Here is a 19,923-nt window from a genome sequence, read left to right as displayed (position 1 = left end):
CTTTCCGAGTGCCGCGTTATATTTTTCCTATAGCTTAGTATTTTTCCTAGACAAGTAGGATTTCGACTGGAACGTATCGTGAACATCAAGCGACTCGTCACCTGCCACAGAGGGAAACATGCTGCTTCGCAAAGTCGAGAAATTCCTCCGCCGCCACCGCATGGCCGCCACCACCTTCGGACGCCTCGCGGCGCGCGATCCGCGATTCGTGCTCGATCTGCGGCGCGGACGCGAACCGCGCGGGCGCACCGAACAGCGCGTCACGCGCTGGATGAACGATTACGAGGAGCCGCTGTATGTCTGACGTTATGACCTCCGCGCTCGTGGTCGCGAAACCGCCGAAACGCGCTCGCAAGACTGCGGCAGACCGACTTCGCGACGCGTTACTGGCTCTGAGCGAGCATCGGGGCCAGCTTCTCGCGCAGTCCGAGCGTGCCTGGGCCAGCATCACCTTCGCAGGCGCGCGGCATGGCTTCATTCTGCTGTTCGCAGGCGAGGACGCGGTCGCGGCGGGCGAGCGCTTCATAGCCGCCCTGCCCGATCACGAATTCGCGCTCGCCGGCCAATTGGTGGCGGATGCGACCGTCACCGAAGTCGAACACCGGCTTTTGCCGAGCCCGCGCCTGATCGTGACCTGCGAGGTGTTGTTGCTGGAAGAAGGATGACGGTCGGGCGGGAGGGGATAGGTCCCCCACCGCCCGATCACGATCAGTTCCGCCTGATCACCATGTTCCGGATCTCGGTCATGTCCTCCATCGAAAAGCGGATGCCTTCGCGTCCCAGGCCGGAGTTCTTCACCCCGCCATAGGGCATGTTGTCGACGCGGTAGCTTGGGATTTCGTTGACCATCAGCCCACCGACATCGACTCGGTCCCAGGCTTCGAGCACCTTGAACAGATCGCGCGTGAAGATGCCCGCCTGAAGGCCGAACTCGCTGCGGTTCACTTCGGCCAGCGCATCGTCCCATTCGCGGAATTTCATCAGCACGGCGACCGGGCCGAACGCCTCTTCGTTGACGATCTTCGCCGCGCGATCGACGTTTTCGAGCAGAGTCGCTTCGACCAGCCGCCCGTCGCGCCCGCCGCCGCAGAGCACTGTCGCGCCGTTATCGACCGCCTCGCCGATCCAGCTTTCCAGCCGCTCGGCCTCGTCGTCGTCGATCATCGGGCCGATGAAGGTGTCGCGCTGTTTGGGGTCGCCAACCTTCAGTTCCTTCGCCGCAGCGACCAGTTTTTCCCGGAATTCGTCATAGACGTCCTCGTGGATCACGATCCGCTGGACGCTGATGCAGCTCTGGCCGGACTGGTAGAACGTGCCCTTGATCACGCGCTCGCACGCATCGTTGAGATCGGCGTCGTGGTCGATGACGACAGCGGCGTTGCCGCCCAGTTCGAGCACGACCTTCTTCTTGCCCGCCTTGGCCTTGAGCGCCCAGCCGACCGTGTCCGATCCGGTGAAGCTCAAGAGCTTAAGGCGCTCGTCCTCGGTGAATAGATCCGCGCCGTCGCGGCTGGCGGGCAGGATGCTGAACGCGCCCTCAGGCAGATCGGTTTCGGCCAGAATTTCCCCGATGATCAGCGCGCCCAGCGGCGTCTTGCTGGCAGGCTTGAGGACGAAGGGGCAGCCCACCGCGAGAGCGGGCGCGATCTTGTGCGCGGCGAGGTTGAGGGGGAAATTGAACGGCGAAATGAAGCTGCACGGACCCACCGGCACGCGCTTCCACATCGCCTGATAGCCTGCCGCGCGCTCCGATATGTCGAGCGGCATGACCTCGCCGCCCATCCGCACGCTTTCCTCCGCAGCGATTTCGAACGTGTCGATCAGGCGGTCGACCTCGCCCTCGCTATCGCCGATGGGTTTGCCCGCTTCAACGCAGAGCGAATAGGCCAACTCGTCATAACGTTCGCGAAACCGCTCCACGCAATGCATCAGCACCGCCTTGCGCTGATAGCTGGCGAGCCGTGCCATCGGCTCTGCGGCGCGGACGGTGCCGGCAATGGCCTTGTCGATGATCTCGGGCGTGGCGAGCGCAGTCTTGAACGCGACCTCGCCGGTGAACTTGTCGGTGACTTCGAGATCGGTGTTGGGCTGCTCCGCCTTGTTGCAGAGGTAGAGCGGGTACGTGTCTTTCAAGGTGGGCATAGTGGTCTCCGTTTCGAGACATTAACGGCGGCCCACCGTGTGACGTTCCGGGTTACGGTCCGCTCAATAACCGAGCGTCAGATCCATCTGCGGCGCGACTTGCTCGCCATCGTGCCAGCGCTGAAGATTCTCGATGAAGCGATCGGCGGACCGCATGAACATCTTCGTCTGCGCGCGGCCCGAAAGGTGCATGGTGATCTGCGCGTTATCGAGCGCCCAGAGCGGGTGATCCTCGGGCAGCGGTTCCGGATCGGTCACGTCGAGCAGCGCAGCCTCGATCCGCTTTTCTTCGAGTGCGGCAAGGAGCGCGGGCTGATCCACCACGTCGCCGCGCGCGATGTTGACGAGGACGGCGGTGCTTTTCATCGCCGCGAGTTCCTCCGCGCCGATCATGCCGACCGTTTCGGGCGTGGAGGGGACGGCAAGCACCACCCAGTCGAAATTGCCGAGCTGGCCGCGCCATTCGTCCGGCGCGAGCGAATTTTCGTGGCGCGAGCGGCGCACCGGCACGACGTCCATGTCGAACGCTTCCAGCCGCGTCTTCACCAGCGATCCGATCGCGCCGAGGCCCAAGAGCAGCACCCGCTCGCCCGCCAGTTCGCGTTTGCCGGGGCTGTCCATCAGCCATTCGCGCCGGTCCTGCGCACGCACCACGTCGCGGTAACCCTTAGCGTGCGCCAGCATCAGCATGACCGTGTATTCGGCGATCGTGATCGCATTGATGCCGACCCCGTTGGTGACCGTGACGCCGCGTTCATCGAGCAGGTCGAGGGGGAGGAAATCGAGCCCCGCATAGATCGAATTGAGCCATTTCAGCGACGTTGCGGCCTTCACCACCTCCACCATCGGTTCGGGATGGGTGAAATCGAACCAGCCGATTTCGGCCTGCGGCGCAAGCTCCAGCGCCTCGTCCTTGCTGGCGAACCACAGCGGCTCGACCCAGTCGGGCAGGCGCGGCTCGACCAGCGGGCGGATCATGGCGGAGAGGACGGCTTTGGTCATGCGAGCTTCCATTCCCAGCCTAGCGGATCGCCGTCCATCACTTCCACGCCCTTGGCGGAAAGGCTGGCGCGGATCGCGTCGGAAGTGGCGAAATCCTTGGCAAGGCGCGCTTCTTTGCGGCGGAGCAGATCGGCCTCGATCTCGGCTTCGGTGATCTGGGCGTTCTTTGGACGCAGGCGCAGGTCGGTGCGCTTCAGCCGAAGCAGATCGAGGCCGAGCACCCGGTCCATCTCTTCTACAACGGCGCGTTTCATTCCGGCATCGACCTTCTTCACCGCCAGCGCGTCTTCCAATGCCGTGAGGACGACAGGGGTGTTGAGATCGTCGGCAATCGCATCCTCGAACCTCGTCAGGATGGGTGCGAATTTGGGATGCTCGGCGACCGCCTGCGAAGGTTCGTCGCGCAGCTTTTCGACCGCCATCACCAGCCGCTTCAACCGGGTCAGCGCGGCCCCCAGCCCTTCCCAGCTGAATTCCAGCTCGCTGCGGTAATGTGCCTGGAGGCACATCATCCGATAGGCGAGCGGATGGTAGCCCTTGTCGATCAGCAGCTGGAGCCGCAGAAACTCGCCCGACGATTTGCTCATCTTGCCGGAACGCTCGACGAGGAAGTTGTTGTGCATCCAGATCTTGGCGCCCGAATGCGTCGCCTCGCCCAAGCCCCCGGAACCTTTGGCACAGCCGCAGAAGGCCTGATTCTGCGCGATTTCGTTGGGATGGTGGATTTCGCGGTGGTCGATCCCGCCCGTATGGATGTCGAAGGGGAAGCCCAGGAGCTTCTCCCCCATCACCGAACATTCCAGATGCCAGCCCGGCGCGCCCCTGCCCCAAGGGCTGTCCCATTCCATCTGCCGCGTCTCGCCCGGCGGCGTCTTGCGCCAGATCGCGAAATCGGCGGCGTTGCGCTTGCCTTCGACCGTATCGATCCGACCCTCACCCTCTTCGGTAACGGCCCTCGCCAACCGGCCGTAATCCGCGATGGTCGAAACGTCGAAATAGAGCCCGCTGTCGAGTTCGTAGCAATGCTTGTCCGCGATGCTCTTCGCGAAATCGATCATCGGCTCGATGTAATCGGTGGCGACCGACCATTGCGATGGCTGGCGGATATTGAGAGCGCGCACATCCGCCTTGAACGCCTCGGTATAGTGCTTTGCGATGTCCCAGATGGACTGCGATTTCTGCGCCGCGGCCTTCTCCAGCTTGTCCTCGCCCGCATCGCTATCGTCGGTCAGATGGCCGACATCGGTGATGTTGATGATGTGGGTGAGATCGTAGCCCTTCCAGCTGAGCGTCCGGCCCAATACGTCCGCGAAGACATAGGCGCGCATATTGCCGATATGCGGGTAGTTATAGACCGTCGGCCCGCAGCTATAGACCCGCGCCTCACCCGGATGGACGGGAACGAAGGGCTCAACCTGCCTGTTAAGAGAGTTGAACAGGCGCAAGGGAGCGTCGGTCAGGGCTTCGGTCATGACGCGGCAAATGGTCGAACCGACCGGCAAGCGCAAGCGGGGCATTCCAATGAGCAAGAATTCGCGAAGCGACGCCACGTCGCGCATTCTGGGCGGCCTGGCCGTTACCGGCAGTCTCGCCACGGCCGTCACCGATCTGCTGGGCGTGGCGCTGTCCGACCGTATCGGACTGGCAGCCGATACCATATCCGACATGGCCGCGGGAGAATACGACCTGCTGGCGGATCTCGGCCTTTACGCCTTCGTCCTCGGCGTTCTGGCCGCGACCGCGGGCCTGCTGCGCTGGCGGATCGACCGCAAGGACTGGAAGATCGGCGCCGCTCTCCTGGTCGTCTATGCCGCCGCAGTTACTCTGATTGCCGCGTATGAGGCCTATTCCACCGGCGATGGTCCGGTGATCCATATCTATCTGGTCTATACGCTGGGGGTCGCGTTTCCCCTCGCCGCGCTGCTGACGGCGGGCCAGATTTACGAGATCGACAAGCGGATCGGCATCGCCTGCTATCTGCTGGGCGGAACATTCGCTCTGCTGGGGCCGGGCCTGTTCATGATGCCCACGGGTTGGGACGGCCTCTATGAGCGGTTTCTCGCCTTCCTGATGCTGGCATGGTTCGTGATCATGGGCGTGATGATCTGGCGCGATCCCGATATCGCGCACCAAGTCAGCGCCGAACAGCAGGGCAAGGACTAGGCGCCCCACCCCTCGAAGCGTACGCTTTCGTCTAGACCGGCGCGCTTCACCTCGAAGCGGTTCACCGCCGCCTCTTCGTCGCGGTAGCCGATCGCCATGCCGCAGAAGAAGATATGATCCTCAGGAATATCGACCACCTCGCGGATCTGCGGGGAATAGACGGCCCACGCTTCCTGAAAGCAGCTATCCAGCCCCTCCTCGCGCAGCAGCAGCGCGACGGTCTGCAACCACATGCCGATATCGCTCCATTGCGGCGGGCCCATATATTTGGGCGTATGAACCAGCATCAGCACCGGCGCACCGAAGGCGCGGAAATTGCGCGCGAACCATTCGAGCCGCTTGCCCTTGTCCTCGCGCGCGATGTCGAGCGCGCCGTACATGTCCTCGCCGACGCCGAAGCGGCGCTGTTCATAGGCACCGTCGAGTTCCGGCGGATAGATGTCGTATTCGGGCTTGTGCGCCGCGCGGCCCTTGGGAAATTCCTCGGCGATGCGGTCGAACAGTGCCTGCATCGGCTCGCCGGTGAGGACGATGCCATGCCAAGGCTGCGTATTGCCGCCCGAAGGCGAACGCTGCGCCTTTTCGAGAATGCGGGTTAGGATTGCGCGCTCGACCGGCTGGTCGGTAAAGGCGCGGACGGAACGGCGGGTAGCGACGGCTTCTGAAACCTTCACCCTTTTTCCCCCTCGAATAGCCCAGCCAACTGCTCGATGATCGTGCCGCCCAATTGCTCGACATCCATGATCGTCACCGCGCGTTTGTAATAGCGCGTAACGTCATGACCGATGCCGATCGCGACCAATTGCACCGGCGATTGCTTCTCGATCCAGCCGATCACCTTGCGCAGATGTCCTTCGAGATAGCCTGCCTGATTGACGCTCAGCGTGCTGTCGTCGACCGGGGCGCCGTCGCTGATGACCATCAAGATGCGGCGATCCTCTGGTCGGGCGAGCAGGCGGGTGTGCGCCCACAACAGCGCCTCACCGTCGATGTTTTCCTTCAGCAATCCTTCGCGCATCATCAGGCCGAGATTGCGGCGCGCGCGGCGCCAGGGTTCGTCCGCTTTCTTGTAGATGATGTGCCTCAAATCGTTGAGGCGGCCCGGATCGGCGGGGCGACCGTCCGCCAGCCATGCCTCGCGCGATTGGCCGCCCTTCCAGGCGCGGGTGGTGAAGCCGAGGATTTCGGTCTTCACCCCGCAGCGTTCCAGCGTACGCGCCAGAATATCCGCGCTGATCGCGGCGATGGAGATCGGACGCCCGCGCATCGATCCGGAATTGTCGATCAGCAGCGTGACGACCGTGTCCTTGAACTCGGTATCCCGCTCCACCTTGTAGCTGAGCGCATGGCCGGGGCTGATGACCACGCGGGTCAGGCGCGCGGCGTCGAGCAGGCCCTCTTCCTGGTCGAAATCCCAGCTGCGGTTCTGCTGCGCCATCAGGCGGCGCTGCAACCGGTTGGCGAGCCGGGTGACGATGCCCTGAAGGCCCGCCAGCTGGCTGTCGAGATAGCTTCTCAGCCGGTCGAGTTCCTCGTGGTCGCACAGCTCGGGTGCCTCGACCACTTCATCGAACTTGTCGGTGAAGTGCTTGTAGTCGAACTCTTCTGGCAGATCGGTCCAGGGGCGGTTCGGGCGGACGGGCTGCATCCCCTCCTCGCCATCGTCGGCGGGATCGCCCTCGCCCATTTCCTGCTCGCCGCCCTCCTCGCCATCGGTGTCGGCATCGCTTTCGCCCTGCGCGGGCTCGCCCGCGATCTCGCTCGACTGCGGCTCGGCATCGCCTTCGTCCTGCTCGTCCTCGCCGGTCTCGTCCTCTTCGGGCGCTTCGCCCTCGTCCTCGCCGGTGTCGTCGCCCGAATCCTCGGCATCCTCCGGCAAGGTCAGGTCGAGATGGCGCAGCATGTCGAGCGCCAGTTTCTGGAAGGCGGACTGGTCTTCGAGATTGTCGGCCATGGAAGCGATGTCCATGCCCGCCTTTGCCTCGATTTCCTCACGCACCATGTCGACGCCTTCGCGGGCCCGCTCGGGGATCGGATCGCCGGTCAGCGCCTCGCGCAGCATCAGCGACAGCGCGGTCGGAAGCGGCACTTGCGAGGCTTCGGTGGCGCGCGCGATCGGGTCCGAGGCCGTGCGCATCTCGACCGCCGAGGTGAGATTGGCGCGGATGCCCGAATAGCGCGTCGCGCCCAGAGCTTCGTAGCGGGTCTGTTCGATCGCGTCGTAACAGGCGCGCGCGATCGGCTCGCGCGGGGCGCCGCTCGAATGGACCCCCTCGTCGTGATGGCGCAGCCGCAGCGCGAAACTGTCCGCAAACCCGCGCGCCTGCCGCGCCTGATCGTGCGGCAGCGTGCGGCCCGGCAGGGGAACGCGAAAGTTCTTGCCCGCCTGAGACGGGGTGTCCGCGCTCCAGGCGACTTCGACCTCATCCTCACGCGCGAGAGCGCGGGCCGTGCAGGTCAGGGCCTGCTTGAAACGGTCGAGGGGCGTCTGTTCGGTCATGTATGGAAAATCACAGGATCGACTGACCCGTTCCCGCCCAATCCTTCAGGAAGCCTTCGATCCCCTTGTCGGTGAGGACGTGATTGAACAGCGCCTTGATCACTTTGGGCGGCATGGTCGCCACATCGGCACCGATGCGCGCGCTTTCCAGCACGTGAGTCGCATGGCGGATACTGGCAGCGAGGATTTCGGTTTCGTACCCGTAATTGTCGTAGATCAGGCGGATGTCGCGAATGAGGTCCATCCCGTCGAAGCCGTTATCGTCGTGGCGACCGATGAAGGGCGAAATGAACGTGGCTCCGGCCTTTGCGGCCAGCAGCGCCTGATTGGCGGAAAAGCACAGCGTGACATTCACCATCGTGCCGTCTTCTGCCAGCGCCTTGCAGGTCTTCAGCCCGTCGATCGTCAGCGGCACCTTGATGCACACATTGTCGGCAATGGCGCGCAACTTGTCCGCTTCCTTCATCATGGTGGGATGATCGAGCGCCACGACCTCCGCGCTCACCGGCCCGTCCACCAGCGCGCAGATTTCCTTCGTCACCTCCATGAAGTCCCGGCCCGACTTGGCGATCAGCGACGGGTTGGTGGTAACCCCGTCCAGCAGGCCGATATCGATCAGTTCCTCGATCTCGGCGATCTCGGCGGTGTCGGCAAAAAATTTCATCTGGCGAGCGCTCCTGTCACGAACCGGTCATAAAAATCCGGCTGAGGAAAATTTCATTTTTGTGTCGTAATTACGACTGCTTTCCAACCGAAGGATTCAATCCGTGTCGAACACCCTTCCGGTCCTTGCGATCGGCTTTGCCGCTCTGGGCGCCATTATGCAACCGAGTGCCGCGCGCGCCGCCACCAGCGATGACGAGCTGTGGATCGAAACCGGCATCAAGGGCGATATCGCGCCCGGAACCGACTTCAAGCTGGAGCTTGAAACCCGCCGTCGCGACGGGCCGAACGAATATATCCTCGGTGCGGAATTCAACACCGATGTTTCCGATGCGGTCGCCCTCGGCGGCGGGATCGAGATCCACGACGAAGACGGCTTCACCGAAGTGCGCCCCTATCAGCAGCTGACCTTCGGCGTGGGCAAGTTCGATTTCCGCAGCCGGATCGAGGAGCGCTTCTATGACGGTGCCGATCGCATGGCCCTGCGCCTGCGCCAGCGCGCGCGCTTCCGCACGCCGATCGCCAACAAGGTGACGGGATTCGCTTCGGGCGAACTGCTCTATCAATTGCGCGACCGCAACGAAGGCGGCCCGCAGCGGATCGACCAGTGGCGCCTCAACGCCGGCGCGACTGCGCGCATTACGCCCACGCTCGATCTGACCGGCGGATATCTGTTCCAGATCCGCCCGCGCGACAATGGCAACACCCGGCACACCCATGTGAGCCAGGTGTCGCTGTTCTACCGCTTCTGACGCTCTAGAACGCTGCTTCCGCTCCGAAGACGCCAGCGATCAGGGGATCGTTGGCGCTTCGGGGATTGGCGCGGATCAGGCTCTCCTCGCGTCCGATCTCGTTCCAGATCGTGTCGTCGATCCGGCTCGCGAACGTGGTCGCGATGCGCGGCACGTCGACACCGGTGAGGCCGGCCAGCAGTTCGCCCACCAGCGGATCCTGTGCGACGCGCATGGCTTGTCCGAGTTCGGGCACCATCGCGTCGATCAGGCGCGAACCCATGCTGCCGCGCAGATAGGATGTCGCGGCAGTCGGCCCGCCGCGTACCAGATCGATGGCGTTGGAAAAGCCGATCACCCGCACCGCATCGGTCACGATCGGCGCAGCGCGATAGGCCGCGTCGTAGGCGAAATTGGCAAAGGCCCCTTCGAGACGGTTCTTGAACGGCGCTGAGGTGAGGATCCGACCGAGCACGTCGCCGCGCGCGCCGAGCAATCCGCCCAGCCCCAATTGCGCGACCTGCTCGTCCCAGAACCCATCTGGCTGGAGCATGCGCGTGAAGGCGCGCTCGCTCGACAGGAACAGCAGCCGCTCGACCGCATCGACCAGGCTGAAGCCGCCGCCGCCGAAGCTGGTACAGGCGGGCAGAGACAGCAGGGCAGCGCCCGCGCCCAGTCCACTGCCGATCTTGCCCAGAAAGCCGCGCCGCCCGGTCGGTCGATCGAGCGATGATGCGCCCGCGGATGATGCTCTGCTATCGGAAAGGATGAGAATATCGGTCATTTGAAGTCTCCTTTAAGGTCCCACCCTTGTTTTCCTGAGCGTGCCCCGCCCATATTGACGCGTTCATGAACCGCGTGCGCTGCCTCGTCCTCAATGCCGCCCTCGGCCCGCTCGATTACAAGGTCCCCGAAGGGATGATGGTCGAACCGGGCCAGGTGGTCGAATGTCCGCTGGGCCCGCGCGCGGTGATCGGAATCGTCTGGGAGGCGGAACGGCTGCCCGGGGCCGAGGTTCCGGCGGAAAAACTACGCGCGCTGAGGGGCTTGCTGCCGATTCCACCCCTCCCCGCACCCCTGCGACGGCTGATCGAATGGACGGCGGATTATTACTGCGCCCCCCTCGCCAGCGTGGCGCGGATGGCGCTGAGTTCGGGCGGTGCCTTGAAAGGTCCGGCGACCACGATCGAATACCGCCTCACGGGTGGCCTCCCCGAACGCATGACGCCGCAGCGACAGGCCGCTTTGGAAGCGCTGGAGGGGGAACAGGCGACGATCCGCGAGCTGGCGGGGATTGCGGGCGTATCGGAAGGCGTGCTGCGCGGCCTCGTCAATCAGGGCTGCCTCGAACCGGTTGAGGTCGATTGCGACCGCCCCTACCACCCCGCGCGTCCCGATTTCGCCGAGATCGATTTGTCCGATCAGCAGCAGGCCGCTGCCGGAACGATCGCTCAGGCGGTGAGGGAAGGAAAATTCGCGCCCTTCCTGCTCGACGGCGTGACCGGATCGGGCAAGACCGAGACGTATTTCGAACCCATCGCCGATGCGCTCAGGATGGAACGGCAGGTGCTCGTCCTCCTGCCGGAGATCGCGCTGACCGAAGCGTTCCTGTCGCGGTTCGAGGAGCGGTTCGGGGCCAAGCCGGTTCTGTGGCATTCCTCGCTCAAATCCACCGAACGTCGCCGCGCGTGGCGCGCCATTGCGAACGGGACCGCGCAGGTCGTGGTTGGCGCCCGGTCGGCGCTGTTCCTGCCCTATGCGAAGCTCGGCCTGATCGTGGTGGACGAGGCGCACGAGGTGAGCTTCAAGCAGGATGACGGCGTGCGCTACAACGCCCGCGACGTGGCGGTGATGCGCGCCGCGTTCGAGGAAATCCCTGTCGTCCTCGCCAGCGCCACGCCCGCGCTCGAAAGCCTGGCGATGGTGGAGAGCGGCACTTACGCCAAGCTCGACCTGCCCAGCCGCTTCGGCGGAGCGGAGCTGCCCGAGATCCGCACGGTCAATCTCACCGAACATGTGCCGGGGCGCGGATCATGGCTCGCACCGCCGCTGGTCGAAGCGCTGGAGGAGCGGCTGGCGCGCGGCGAACAGTCGCTGCTGTTCCTGAACCGGCGCGGCTATGCGCCGCTGACGCTGTGCCGCAATTGCGGCTTCCGCTTCCAATGCCCCAATTGCAGCGCCTGGCTGGTCGAACATCGCTTTTCCCGCCGCCTCGCCTGCCACCATTGCGGTCATGAGACCCCGCCGCCCGAAACCTGCCCCGAATGCGGCGAACCCGATTGCCTGGTCGCCTGCGGGCCCGGCGTGGAGCGGATCGCTGACGAGGTGGCCGAGCGCCTGCCGGATGCGCGCGTGTTCGTCGCTACGTCCGATACGCTGAATTCACCCGGCCGCGCGGCGGAATTCGTCGCGCTGGTCGAAAATGGCGGCGTGGACGTGATCGTCGGTACCCAATTGGTAACCAAGGGGTTCCATTTCCCCGAGCTGACGCTGGTCGGCGTGGTCGATGCCGATCTCGGCCTCGAAGGCGGCGATCTGCGCGCGGCAGAGCGGACCTATCAGCAGGTCGCGCAGGTCGCGGGTCGTGCGGGGCGCGGGTCCAAACCCGGCGAAGTGCTGATCCAGACCCGCCATCCCGATGCGCCGGTGATCGCGGCGCTGGCCGCAGGCGATCGCGACGCCTTTTATGAAGCGGAAACCGAAGCGCGCCGCATGGCGGGCGCCCCGCCCTTCGGCCGCTGGGCCGCGATCATCGTGTCGAGCGAGGAGGAAAGCGAAGCACGCGACGCCGCCCGCCGCATCGGCGACGCCCGCCCGAGAAGCGACGACATGGCGATCTACGGCCCGGCCCCTGCCCCCTTGAGCCTGCTGCGCGGGCGCTACCGCTATCGCCTGCTCATCAACGCGAAGCGCAGCGCCAGACTTCAGGACACGATCCGCGAATGGCTGGGCGCTTTGAACCACCCGGACGGCGTCCGGGTGGGTGTGGATATCGACCCGTACAGTTTCGTGTAAATAGCTGCTGGACCCTGCGGCCATCTTTGATAGTCTGTATTGACTACCGGGACGTTGGGGTCAGAAATGAAATCGGTTCTTTATCGCAAGAGCATCGCAATGCTCGCAGTATTTTTGAGCGTTGCAGGGGCAAATGCTGTTTCTGCGGCAGAAACGTGGCATCGCGCCGATTCGCATCACTTCACCATCTATTCGGATGGAAGCGCGGGCCAGCTTGAAGATTTCACGCACGAGGTCGAAAAATTCGACGCGCTGCTGCGGATGATATTCAGCCGACCGGCGAAGGATGATCCCGCCAAGCTGACGATCTATCTGCTGAGGAATTCCAACGCGGTCGATGCGCTGCACAAGGGTGCGGCGGGCTTCTATTCCGTGCGCCTTGGCCAGACCTTTGCCGTGGGCAATCGCGAATTTGGCGGCGATCGCACCGATCTTAGCGGCAAGCGCGTGCTCTTTCACGAATACGCACACCATTTCATGTTCCACAATTTCGCCATTCCGGCCCCCGCCTGGTTCGTGGAAGGGTTTGCGGAGTACGTCTCGACCGCCGAGTTCAAGCGGAACGGCGACTGGACGTTCGGATTTCCCGCCCATCATCGCGCCTACTCGGTCCAGAACGGTCCGAACATTCCGATCGAACGGCTGCTGTCCGACACGTATTCGGGAATGAACGGAGCGGAGACATCGGCTTTCTATGGCTGGGCTTGGGCGCTGACCCACATGCTCTATTCGGATCCGGACGAGCGTGGCAATCAGATCATGCGGTATCTGCGCGACATCAATTCGGGCATGGACAATCTGGCCGCCGCAGAAAAGAATTTCGGCGATCTGGGCGAACTCGAACGATCGCTGCGCGGATATGTGCGCAAATCGATGGGATATTCGAAATCGGACAAGTCGATCCCCTATCGCGACGCCATAACCGTCACCACGCTGGACGACCAGGCTTCGGAACTGGTCGAATTGACGCTCGACCGGCTGGCCTCGCCCGAACCGATGAAGGTGCGCGAACGACTGGTGCGCTTTGCCGCCGAACGTAACTCGGCGCTCGCATGGCTGCAGCTTGCCGAACTCGACTACCGCCTCGCGCATCGCAGCGAGGGCGAGGCGGAACCGTCCTACGACTTCACCGCGGCGCAGGGATCGATTGATCGTGCCCTTGCCATTGATCCCGATCTGGCGCGCGCGCATGTCCTGAACGGCCGCATCCTTCTCGAACCGTTCGATCATGGCGAAGAAGCCGACGAGGCCGACGAAAGCCTGTGGGGAGAAGCACGCGCGTCCTTCCTTGCAGCGAACCGGCTCGACCCGCGCGATCCTCTGGCGCTTTACCTTTATGCGCAGACCTTCCAGCGGACTGGCGAGCGTGACGCGATGGTCGGTCCGGCGCTGGAAACCGCATTCGGTTTCCGGCCTGAATCGACCGAGTTCCGATCCGCCCTCGCCATGCATTACGCGTCCGAGGGTCGCTACGATTCCGCGATCGCCCTGCTCAAGATCATCGCCAACAACCCCCACTCCGACAATCGTTCGGCCAAGGACGCGATCGCCCGGTTGGAACAGGCCAAGGCCGGTGGCGGCCCCGTCCCTGTCGGCGCCATCGCGATCGAGAGCGAAGAGGATGAAGAGGAAAGCGGCGCGAGTACGAAGGCCGGGTAATTTTCCGTCCGGAAACGCCTGTGCCCATGAACCGTTAGGCGCGCATGGCATCTGACAGCACCGGCCCCGTCCTCGTTCCCATTCTCGGCGATCAGCTGACCCGCACCCTGGCTTCGCTGCGCGGGCGGACCAAAGACGATACGGTCGTCCTGATGATGGAGGTCTGGGACGAGGCGACCTACGTCAAGCATCACAAGCAGAAGATCGTCCTGATCTTTTCCGCCATGCGCCATTTCGCCGCCGAGCTGGAGGATGCCGGCTGGACGGTCGATTACGTGAAGCTGGACGCCGAGGACAATGCTGGCAGCTTCACCGGCGAAACCGCCCGCGCGATCGAGCGGCACGAGCCGCGCCTCGTCAGCGTGGTCGAAGCGGGCGAGTGGCGCGTGCGCGAGGATATGGAGCAATGGGCGGACAAGTTCGCCTGCGAGGTCGAAATCCTGCGCGACGATCGCTTCATCTGCTCGCAATCCGAATTCGAGGACTGGGCCGAGGATCGCGACAGCCTCCGCATGGAATTCTTCTACCGAAAGATGCGCCGCAAGACCGGGCTCCTGATGAAGGAGGACGGCAAGCCCGAAGGCGGCGAATGGAATTACGACAGCGAGAACAGGAAGCCGCCCAAGGAAGGCCTCTCCGCGCCCGAAAGACCGAAATTCGAACCCGACGAGATTACGCAGGCCTGCATCGACCTGGTCGAGGATCGCTTCGGCGATCACTTCGGCAGTCTCGAGAACTTCCGCTGGCCCGTCACGCGAGACGAGGCCGAGAAAGCCGCCGATGCCTTCTTCGCCGAGCGGATCGAGAAATTCGGGCCGTTTCAGGACGCGATGGTCTGCGGCGAGGACGATCTGTTCCATTCGATGCTGTCGACCAGCATCAATATCGGCCTGCTAGACCCTCTCGAACTGTGCCAGCGCGCCGAAAAAGCGTATGAGGATGGAAACGCACCGCTCAACAGCGTCGAAGGTTTCATCCGTCAACTGATCGGCTGGCGCGAATATATCCGCTGCTTCTACTGGCATCAGATGCCGCATCTGCAGAAGGCCAATGCGCTCAACGCCCAGCGCGGCCTGCCCGAATTCTACTGGACGGGCGAGACCGACATGGCCTGCCTTGCCGATTGTATCCGGTCGGCGCGCGACAACGCCCACGCGCATCATATTCAGCGTTTGATGGTGCTCGGCAATTTCGCCCTGCTGGCGGGGATCAATCCGCGCGAGGTGCAGGACTGGTATCTGGTCGTCTATGCCGACGCCTATGAATGGGTGGAACTGCCCAACGTTGCCGCGATGATCCTCTATGCCGATGGCGGTAAGCTGGCGTCCAAGCCCTATGCGGCGAGCGGGAATTACATCAACAAGATGTCGAACTATTGTTCGAACTGCACCTATTCTCCCAGCAAGAAGACCGGCGAAGGCGCCTGCCCGTTCAATCCGCTCTACTGGCATTTCATGGACCGCCATCGCGACCGGCTGGAGAGCAATCACCGCATCGGACGGATCTATTCGACCTGGGATCGGATGGATGACGATCGGAAGAAGGAATATCTCGACAGCGCGGATAGCTTCCTCGCCACGCTGGATCCGGCCGGCGGCGGCTGGGCGCGCGAGGAATGATCCGGCCAGTTCAGGCGGCCTGAGACGAAGCCTGTCGAACGGGTGGCCCTATGCAGGCTGCAACCCGTCGCCCAACAGCCGGAAACCCGGTTGCGAAACGGAACCGATCGGCCCTCTCGCCCCTTATTCCTGTAACTCCAACAGGAAAGAACCCCATTCATGGCCACTGTCACAACCGTCAACCCCGCCACCGGCAAGGACATCGAAACCTATACGCAGATGACGAAGGACGAAGCCTTCAAGAAGGTCGCTGCCTGCCACGAGGCGTTCACGAAATGGAAGACGCGCAGCCTCGAAGAGCGCGCCGAAATCATCAAGGGCATTGGCAAGGCCCTGCGCGACAACAAGGAAGAGCTGGCCCAGCTGATGACCGCGGAGGTCGGCAAGCTGATCGGCGACAGCCGCGACGAAGTCGAACTGTGCGCAGGGATTTGCGACTATACCGCGAAGACCGGGCCCAGCGAGCTGGCCGACGAGAAGCGCGATCCTAACAACGCGGCGCGCGGCATCGTCACCTATTCGCCGATCGGCGTCATCTACGGCATCCAGCCCTGGAACTTCCCGTCCTATCAGGTCGTCCGCTACGCCATCGCCAGCCTGATGGTCGGCAATGGCGTGCTGCTGAAGCACTCCTCGCTCTGCGTCGGCAGCGGGCTGATGCTGGAGAAGATCTTCAAGGAAGGCGGCCTTCCCGACAATGTCTTCACCGTGCTCGTCATCGATCACGATACCTCGGACGAGATCATCGCGCACGACAAGGTGCGCGGCGTGACGCTGACCGGTTCGGATGGGGCGGGCCGTCACGTGGCGGAAAAGGCCGCAAAGGTCATCAAGAAGACGGTGATGGAGCTGGGCTCGAACGATGCCTACATGGTGCTCGAAGACGCCGATCTCGATCTCGCCACCAAGGTCTGCGCGCAGGCGCGCCTTTATAATAACGGCCAGACGTGCATCAACGGCAAGCGCTTCATCGTTACTGACAAGGTCTACGATGCCTTCATCGAGAAATTCGTCGCCCGCTTCGAAGGCGTCGAGACCGGCGATCCGACCAAGGAAGGTACCGATATGGGCCCGATGTCCTCGGTCGATCAGCGCAAGGATCTGCACGAACAGGTCGAAAAGTCTGTTTCGAAGGGCGCCAAGATCGCGTGTGGCGGTAAGGTGCCGGACGGTCCGGGCGCCTTCTATCCCGCCACCGTGTTGACCGATGTCGAGCCCGGCCAGCCCGCCTATGACGACGAATTGTTCGGCCCCGTGGCCAGCGTCATCCGCGCCAAGGACGACGAGGACGCGATGCGTATCGCCAATGACAGCCGCTATGGCCTTGGCGGCGGTATCCTGTGTGGCGACACCGAACGCGCGATCGAACTCGCGTCGAAGCATTTCGACACCGGCATGGTCTATATCAACACCTATGGCGTCGCGGATCCGTCCATGCCCTTCGGAGGCGTGAAGGATTCGGGCTACGGCCGCGAACATGGCGGCTTCGGTGTCAAGGAATTCGCCAACGCCAAGGCGATCTTCATCGGCAGCGATTGATTGCCATATCAGGGGCGAGCGTCCGTTCGGGATGATCCCTAGCGAATTGCTCGCCCCGATCTATCGATACGGTTCGACCGCGCTGTTGCGACGCCTCTCGACGACCTGAGACGCGCGTAAAATGCTCGATACGATTGACCACGCGCAAGCGAAGCTCAGGCCCGATCGGGCCTTTCCCGCTTGAGCAATTCCGCCTTGATCTCGGTCCCATAGGCATAGCCACCCAGCCCGCCATCCGCCGCAATCACGCGGTGGCACGGGATCAGAACTGCGACATGGTTCGCTCCGTTCGCGCCGCCGACCGCGCGGCTGGCCTTGGGGTTGCCGAGCGCGGCGGCCAGTTCGCCATAGCTGCGGGTCTCGCCCGCCGGAATTTCGCGCAGCGCCTGCCAGACGCGCTGCTGGAACGCAGTGCCCTTCACGTCGAGCGGTATGTCCGCGCCGGTGCCCGGGCGTTCGACCGCTTGAGCGACGCGCGCGAACAGGGCGCGGAAATCGTCTCCAGCCGCGACGAGGTCGGCCTCGGGAAAGCGAGCGCGCAGATCGGCTTCACCCTCCCCGAAAGCGAGGCAGCACACGCCTTTGTCGGTCGCGGCGACCAGCATCGCTCCCAGGCTCGTTTCGACCACGCTCCAGGCTATGCGCACACCCCGTCCACCGTGCCGCCAATCGCTTGCAGCCATGCCCAATCGTCCTTCCGTATCGGCGTAGAAACGGCTCGGCGCCTTATACCCCGCATCGTAGATCGCGTCCGTCACGCTGTCCGCCCGGCCCAGCGCGCTGCATGCCCGCTCTGCGCGAAGGGCGCGTGCATAGGCGGCAGGAGACAGTCCGGTGGCCCGCGAAAACAGCCGCTGAAAATGCGCGGGCGAGTAGTCGACCCGTTGTGCAAGCTCGCCGAGCGAGGGCGTGGTATCGCCAGCCTGCGCTGCGGCCTTGATCTCCGCGATCGCGGCACGCAACGCCCTATCCTCGCGGCTGATCTGGTCTGGCGCGCACCGTTTGCAGGCGCGAAGGCCTGCCGCCTCGGCTTCGGGAGGGGAGGAATAGAAGCGGACATTCTCGCGCTTCGGCGCCCGCGCCGGGCAGGATGGGCGGCAGTAAATGCCCGTCGAATGCACGCCGGTCACGAAGTGCCCGTCATAGGCGCGATCCTTCGCCAGCGCGATCCGCCAGCACTCGTCGTCGGTCAGGGGAATCGTTTCGCTCGCCATGAGACGGGGCGATAGCGCGCCCCGCCGAACCGCGCATCCCGAAGCTTGCGGTCAATGTCCGCCGCGCGGTAGAGGCTGCGGCGATGGCCCGCTTTCTCGCCCTGCTTTTCGGTCTGGCCGCGCTGGTCGCGATGCTCCAATCGCCTCTCCACGCAGAACCCGCCGATATCGACGCGGCGGCGCGCGGCGTGGTGCGCGTGGTGATCATCGGCATTGAGGATACGCCCGACGGCGAAGAGGTCTATCCCATCGGTCACGGCACCGGCTGGGCGGTTGCGCCGGACCGGATCGTGACCAACGCCCATGTCGTGCGCGATGCGATGATGGACGATCGCCTGCGCATCGGGATCGTCCCCTCGGACGGGGCGGACGCGGGCTATGCAAAAATCGTGGCGGTCGATCCGCGCAGCGACCTTGCGCTGCTACGCATCACCAGCGGGCTACGCCTGCCGCCGCTGACGCTGGCGGGCGGGACGGTTTCGGACAGCGGCGAGGCTTTCGCGGTCGGTTATCCGATGAATGTCGACCGGGCGCAGGGACTGGAGATCGGCGACATCTTCAAGAGCCAGCCGCCGGTGAAAAGCCGCGGCTTCCTTGCCGGAATGCGCCCGAGCCGGAATTTCGACACCGTGCTGCACACCGCCCCCATCGCGCGCGGCAATTCGGGCGGTCCGCTGCTCGACGGATGCGGGCGCGTGCTCGGCGTCAACAGCTTCGGCGCAGATTCGGGCGGATCGGACGCGGAATTCTTCTTCGCGGTCTCGAACCGCGAGCTGATCCCGTTTCTGCGCGCCCACGACGTCACCGCCCGCACCAACGACACCGCCTGCCGCAGCCTCGCCGATCTGGAAGACGAGGAGCGTGACCGGCTGGAACGCGAACAGGCGGCGGCGCGCCAGGACATGGCGGCGCGCGGCGAGGAACAGCGCGAACGATTGGATCGCGCGCGCTTAGAGGCGGAAATGCAGGTGCGCGACGAGCGCGACGACCGGATGCTGGCGAGCATGGTGCTGCTGCTGATCGGCGCGGGCGCGATCTGGTGGGCGTTCGAAAAGCGCCGCCCGCCCCAGCCCGACGAAGATGAGCCGACTCCCAGCGGCTGGCCAGTTCGCAACCGCGTGGCGTTGGCCTTCGGCATCGGCGCGATCGTTATCGCCCTTCTCGTCCATCTCACCCGGCCGGGGATCGACGAGATCGACCGGCGCGTCGCCAATGTCATGCAGGACCGCGACTCCGGCAATCCAACGAAAGGCGGCACGGCATCGCCCGAAGCGCGCAGCTTCGTGTGCCGTCTCGACACGCAGCGCAGCCGCGTGACCAACGCCCAGACCGGCGAAGTGCGCTTCGATTGGTCGCCCGAAGGCTGCGTCAACGGTCGGACCCAGTACGGCAGATCAGGCGGAACATGGTCGCGCGCGCTTGTGCCGAACGACGAGATGGCGGTGGCGGTGAACAGCTTCGATCCCGAGCGCGGCATTTTCCGGACCGAGCGCTATCTCCTCGCGCGCAACGCCATGGCCGCCGCCCGCTCCGCACGCGGCGAATACAATGCCCCGAGCTGCGAGGCGGACGACGCGGCGACCACGCTCGGCGAAATGCAAAGCGGCGTGCTCGCCGCCCTGCCCTCCAGCCCAAACGAACGGCTGGTCTATGAATGCGAGGCGGTCACCGACTGA

At 64.1% G+C, this 19,923-nt stretch carries 17 protein-coding genes; 9 read left to right on the top strand and 8 right to left on the bottom strand.

Features of this window, described 5'->3' with window-relative positions:
• The first annotated feature begins 118 nt into the window (after positions 1 to 118).
• Both J7347_RS01305 and J7347_RS01300 read left to right on the top strand, forming a co-directional pair.
• A complete protein-coding gene (locus J7347_RS01305) occupies positions 119 to 304 on the top strand; it encodes a hypothetical protein (protein ID WP_067678461.1) in 186 nt (61 codons plus the stop codon).
• Positions 297 to 665 (top strand): hypothetical protein, encoded by a 369-nt coding sequence (locus J7347_RS01300; protein WP_233999170.1) that lies wholly within the window; start codon positions 297 to 299, stop codon positions 663 to 665. The genes J7347_RS01305 and J7347_RS01300 overlap by 8 nt, the downstream gene beginning before the upstream one ends.
• A 43-nt stretch (positions 666 to 708) precedes the next feature.
• Here the strand turns inward: J7347_RS01300 and J7347_RS01295 are convergent, their stop codons facing one another.
• From J7347_RS01295 to cysS, 3 genes are all read right to left on the bottom strand, one after another.
• Positions 709 to 2,142 carry an aldehyde dehydrogenase family protein gene (locus tag J7347_RS01295; RefSeq protein ID WP_067678466.1) on the bottom strand — a complete coding sequence of 478 codons (1,434 nt, stop codon included), beginning with the start codon at positions 2,140 to 2,142 and terminating at the stop codon, positions 709 to 711.
• Between the two features lie 63 nt (positions 2,143 to 2,205).
• Positions 2,206 to 3,144, bottom strand: a complete 939-nt coding sequence (locus J7347_RS01290; protein ID WP_209160561.1) for a D-2-hydroxyacid dehydrogenase — start codon at positions 3,142 to 3,144, stop codon at positions 2,206 to 2,208.
• The gene (gene cysS, locus J7347_RS01285) at positions 3,141 to 4,604 is read right to left on the bottom strand and encodes a cysteine--tRNA ligase (RefSeq protein ID WP_209161168.1); all 1,464 of its coding nucleotides are present in this window, start codon (positions 4,602 to 4,604) and stop codon (positions 3,141 to 3,143) included. The genes J7347_RS01290 and cysS overlap by 4 nt, the downstream gene beginning before the upstream one ends.
• A 10-nt stretch (positions 4,605 to 4,614) precedes the next feature.
• Here cysS and J7347_RS01280 point away from each other — a divergent pair, with 10 nt between their 5' ends.
• Positions 4,615 to 5,307, top strand: a complete 693-nt coding sequence (locus J7347_RS01280) for a DUF998 domain-containing protein (protein WP_245173756.1) — start codon at positions 4,615 to 4,617, stop codon at positions 5,305 to 5,307.
• On the opposite strand, the gene J7347_RS01275 is transcribed toward J7347_RS01280, so the two are convergent.
• From J7347_RS01275 to fsa, 3 genes are read right to left on the bottom strand one after another with little or no spacing between them, the layout of a single operon-like run.
• On the bottom strand, positions 5,304 to 5,981 hold the full coding sequence (locus J7347_RS01275; RefSeq protein WP_209160560.1) for a nitroreductase: 678 nt from the start codon (positions 5,979 to 5,981) through the stop codon (positions 5,304 to 5,306). The genes J7347_RS01280 and J7347_RS01275 overlap by 4 nt on opposite strands.
• Complete coding sequence (cobT, locus tag J7347_RS01270; RefSeq protein ID WP_209160559.1) at positions 5,978 to 7,807, bottom strand: cobaltochelatase subunit CobT; 1,830 nt, start codon at positions 7,805 to 7,807, stop codon at positions 5,978 to 5,980. Before cobT ends, J7347_RS01275 begins: the two co-directional genes overlap by 4 nt.
• A 10-nt stretch (positions 7,808 to 7,817) precedes the next feature.
• Positions 7,818 to 8,471, bottom strand: a complete 654-nt coding sequence (gene fsa / locus J7347_RS01265) for a fructose-6-phosphate aldolase (protein WP_067678477.1) — start codon at positions 8,469 to 8,471, stop codon at positions 7,818 to 7,820.
• A gap of 103 nt (positions 8,472 to 8,574) precedes the next feature.
• Between fsa and J7347_RS01260 the strand changes: the two genes are divergently transcribed.
• Entirely contained in the window at positions 8,575 to 9,222 is a 648-nt protein-coding gene (locus J7347_RS01260) for a DUF2490 domain-containing protein (RefSeq protein ID WP_348521532.1), read from the top strand.
• A gap of 4 nt (positions 9,223 to 9,226) precedes the next feature.
• Here J7347_RS01260 and J7347_RS01255 read toward each other — a convergent pair whose 3' ends face one another.
• Positions 9,227 to 9,985 carry a DUF4197 domain-containing protein gene (locus J7347_RS01255; RefSeq protein ID WP_209160558.1) on the bottom strand — a complete coding sequence of 253 codons (759 nt, stop codon included), beginning with the start codon at positions 9,983 to 9,985 and terminating at the stop codon, positions 9,227 to 9,229.
• A 65-nt stretch (positions 9,986 to 10,050) separates the two neighbouring features.
• Between J7347_RS01255 and J7347_RS01250 the strand changes: the two genes are divergently transcribed.
• From J7347_RS01250 to J7347_RS01235, 4 genes are all read left to right on the top strand, one after another.
• The gene (locus tag J7347_RS01250; RefSeq protein WP_209160557.1) at positions 10,051 to 12,216 is read left to right on the top strand and encodes a primosomal protein N'; all 2,166 of its coding nucleotides are present in this window, start codon (positions 10,051 to 10,053) and stop codon (positions 12,214 to 12,216) included.
• A gap of 99 nt (positions 12,217 to 12,315) precedes the next feature.
• A complete protein-coding gene (locus tag J7347_RS01245) occupies positions 12,316 to 13,875 on the top strand; it encodes a hypothetical protein (protein ID WP_209160556.1) in 1,560 nt (519 codons plus the stop codon).
• 44 nt (positions 13,876 to 13,919) lie between these two features.
• Positions 13,920 to 15,494 carry a cryptochrome/photolyase family protein gene (locus J7347_RS01240; RefSeq protein ID WP_209160555.1) on the top strand — a complete coding sequence of 525 codons (1,575 nt, stop codon included), beginning with the start codon at positions 13,920 to 13,922 and terminating at the stop codon, positions 15,492 to 15,494.
• A 159-nt stretch (positions 15,495 to 15,653) separates the two neighbouring features.
• Positions 15,654 to 17,033 carry an NAD-dependent succinate-semialdehyde dehydrogenase gene (locus J7347_RS01235; RefSeq protein WP_209160554.1) on the top strand — a complete coding sequence of 460 codons (1,380 nt, stop codon included), beginning with the start codon at positions 15,654 to 15,656 and terminating at the stop codon, positions 17,031 to 17,033.
• A gap of 155 nt (positions 17,034 to 17,188) precedes the next feature.
• Here J7347_RS01235 and ada read toward each other — a convergent pair whose 3' ends face one another.
• Positions 17,189 to 18,247, bottom strand: coding sequence for a bifunctional DNA-binding transcriptional regulator/O6-methylguanine-DNA methyltransferase Ada (gene ada, locus J7347_RS01230; RefSeq protein WP_067678491.1), 1,059 nt, complete (start codon positions 18,245 to 18,247; stop codon positions 17,189 to 17,191).
• An 83-nt stretch (positions 18,248 to 18,330) separates the two neighbouring features.
• Between ada and J7347_RS01225 the strand changes: the two genes are divergently transcribed.
• The gene (locus J7347_RS01225; RefSeq protein WP_209160553.1) at positions 18,331 to 19,923 is read left to right on the top strand and encodes a serine protease; all 1,593 of its coding nucleotides are present in this window, start codon (positions 18,331 to 18,333) and stop codon (positions 19,921 to 19,923) included.

Origin of the sequence: Erythrobacter sp. A6_0, assembly GCF_017744235.1 — a bacterium.
GTDB lineage: Bacteria > Pseudomonadota > Alphaproteobacteria > Sphingomonadales > Sphingomonadaceae > Qipengyuania.
Note: the sequence above shows the minus strand (reverse complement) of the source record. Positions and strands in the feature narration are given on the sequence as shown.

What these genes read in the sequence shown, in the direction of transcription:
- fsa (WP_067678477.1), bottom strand. Translation starts at nt 8,471, where the DNA reads ATGAAATTTTTTGCCGACACCGCCGAGATCGCCGAGATCGAGGAACTG.
- J7347_RS01250 (WP_209160557.1), top strand. Translation starts at nt 10,051, where the DNA reads ATGAACCGCGTGCGCTGCCTCGTCCTCAATGCCGCCCTCGGCCCGCTC.
- ada (WP_067678491.1), bottom strand. Translation starts at nt 18,247, where the DNA reads ATGGCGAGCGAAACGATTCCCCTGACCGACGACGAGTGCTGGCGGATC.
- J7347_RS01295 (WP_067678466.1), bottom strand. Translation starts at nt 2,142, where the DNA reads ATGCCCACCTTGAAAGACACGTACCCGCTCTACCTCTGCAACAAGGCG.
- J7347_RS01240 (WP_209160555.1), top strand. Translation starts at nt 13,920, where the DNA reads ATGGCATCTGACAGCACCGGCCCCGTCCTCGTTCCCATTCTCGGCGAT.
- J7347_RS01290 (WP_209160561.1), bottom strand. Translation starts at nt 3,144, where the DNA reads ATGACCAAAGCCGTCCTCTCCGCCATGATCCGCCCGCTGGTCGAGCCG.
- J7347_RS01305 (WP_067678461.1), top strand. Translation starts at nt 119, where the DNA reads ATGCTGCTTCGCAAAGTCGAGAAATTCCTCCGCCGCCACCGCATGGCC.
- J7347_RS01300 (WP_233999170.1), top strand. Translation starts at nt 297, where the DNA reads ATGTCTGACGTTATGACCTCCGCGCTCGTGGTCGCGAAACCGCCGAAA.
- J7347_RS01235 (WP_209160554.1), top strand. Translation starts at nt 15,654, where the DNA reads ATGGCCACTGTCACAACCGTCAACCCCGCCACCGGCAAGGACATCGAA.
- cobT (WP_209160559.1), bottom strand. Translation starts at nt 7,807, where the DNA reads ATGACCGAACAGACGCCCCTCGACCGTTTCAAGCAGGCCCTGACCTGC.
- J7347_RS01255 (WP_209160558.1), bottom strand. Translation starts at nt 9,985, where the DNA reads ATGACCGATATTCTCATCCTTTCCGATAGCAGAGCATCATCCGCGGGC.
- J7347_RS01280 (WP_245173756.1), top strand. Translation starts at nt 4,615, where the DNA reads ATGACGCGGCAAATGGTCGAACCGACCGGCAAGCGCAAGCGGGGCATT.
- J7347_RS01225 (WP_209160553.1), top strand. Translation starts at nt 18,331, where the DNA reads ATGGCCCGCTTTCTCGCCCTGCTTTTCGGTCTGGCCGCGCTGGTCGCG.
- J7347_RS01245 (WP_209160556.1), top strand. Translation starts at nt 12,316, where the DNA reads ATGCTCGCAGTATTTTTGAGCGTTGCAGGGGCAAATGCTGTTTCTGCG.